The organism is Curtobacterium sp. NPDC088465 (genome assembly GCF_044753165.1).
GTDB lineage: Bacteria > Actinomycetota > Actinomycetes > Actinomycetales > Microbacteriaceae > Curtobacterium.
The window spans coordinates 3,886-5,598 of sequence record NZ_JBIVMR010000009.1; the positions used below are offsets into that span (position 1 = coordinate 3,886).

The window sequence follows — 1,713 nt, forward strand, 5'->3', positions numbered from 1 at the left end:
CGTAGAGGTGAACCTGGTGTAAGGATGTAGGGCTGACGATAGGCAAATCCGTCGTCTGTGTGCCTGAGATCCGACGCGTACCCGTAAGGGGAAATCAGTGATCCTATGCTGCCGAGAAAAGCATCGACGCGAGGTTGCAGCCGCCCGTACCCGAAACCGACTCAGGTGGTCAGGTAGAGAATACCAAGGAGATCGAGAGAATCGTGGTTAAGGAACTCGGCAAAATGCCCCCGTAACTTCGGGAGAAGGGGGGCCGGACACGTGATACGACTTCTCGTCGTTGAGCGTTGAAGGCCGCAGAGACCAGTGGGAAGCGACTGTTTACTAAAAACACAGGTCCGTGCGAAGTCGCAAGACGATGTATACGGACTGACGCCTGCCCGGTGCTGGAAGGTTAAGAGGAAGGGTTAGCCTTAGGGCGAAGCTCTGAATTTAAGCCCCAGTAAACGGCGGTGGTAACTATAACCATCCTAAGGTAGCGAAATTCCTTGTCGGGTAAGTTCCGACCTGCACGAATGGCGTAACGACTTCCCAGCTGTCTCAACCGCGAACTCGGCGAAATTGCACTACGAGTAAAGATGCTCGTTACGCGCAGCAGGACGGAAAGACCCCGTGACCTTTACTACAGTTTGGTATTGGTGTTCGGAGTGGCTTGTGTAGGATAGGTGGGAGACTGTGAAGCGGGCACGCTAGTGTTCGTGGAGTCATTGTTGAAATACCACTCTGGTCACTTTGGATGTCTAACGTAGGACCCTGATCGGGTTCATGGACAGTGCCTGATGGGTAGTTTAACTGGGGCGGTTGCCTCCCAAAGAGTAACGGAGGCGCCCAAAGGTTCCCTCAACCTGGTTGGCAATCAGGTGGCGAGTGTAAGTGCACAAGGGAGCTTGACTGTGAGACTGACAGGTCGAGCAGGGACGAAAGTCGGGACTAGTGATCCGGCAGTGGCTTGTGGAAGCGCTGTCGCTCAACGGATAAAAGGTACCTCGGGGATAACAGGCTGATCTTGCCCAAGAGTCCATATCGACGGCATGGTTTGGCACCTCGATGTCGGCTCGTCGCATCCTGGGGCTGGAGTAGGTCCCAAGGGTTGGGCTGTTCGCCCATTAAAGCGGTACGCGAGCTGGGTTTAGAACGTCGTGAGACAGTTCGGTCCCTATCCGCTGCGCGCGTTGGAAATTTGAGAAGATCTATCCCTAGTACGAGAGGACCGGGATGGACGAACCTCTGGTGTGTCAGTTGTTCTGCCAAGGGCACCGCTGATTAGCTACGTTCGGACCGGATAACCGCTGAAAGCATCTAAGCGGGAAGCCGTCTTCGAGATGAGATTTCCATGCACCTTGAGTGTGAGAGGCTCCCAGCAGACTACTGGGTTGATAGGCCGGATGTGGAAGCGGGGACTAACGACCCGTGGAGCTGACCGGTACTAATAAGCCGAAGACTTGACAACACAACTTTTACCGTCGCCCCTTGTGGGTGGCGGGCTCGCGTCCACTTTGTGGTTCCCGACAGACGATCGGGAATCAAACTGAATACTTCAGCAATGCTCTGAAGGAACAATGGTTTGATCCAGGATCTGGGTCGACAGTGTTCCGGTGGTCATAGCGAGAGGGAAACGCCCGGTCACATTCCGAACCCGGAAGCTAAGCCTCTCAGCGCCGATGGTACTGCAAGGGGGACCTTGTGGGAGAGTAGGACGCCGCCGGACTCAAC

2 rRNA genes (1 of these 2 only partly in view) are annotated in these 1,713 nt (G+C 55.0%); both read left to right on the forward strand.

Annotation, left to right across the window (positions count from 1 at the left end):
• Positions 1–1,450: ribosomal RNA gene (locus ACIP6W_RS16275) — 23S ribosomal RNA — on the forward strand; it begins 1,757 nt to the left of the window's first position.
• Positions 1,451–1,591: 141 nt separating this feature from the next.
• A 5S ribosomal RNA gene (gene rrf / locus ACIP6W_RS16280) occupies positions 1,592–1,708 on the forward strand.
• The last annotated feature ends 5 nt before the right edge of the window (positions 1,709–1,713 follow it).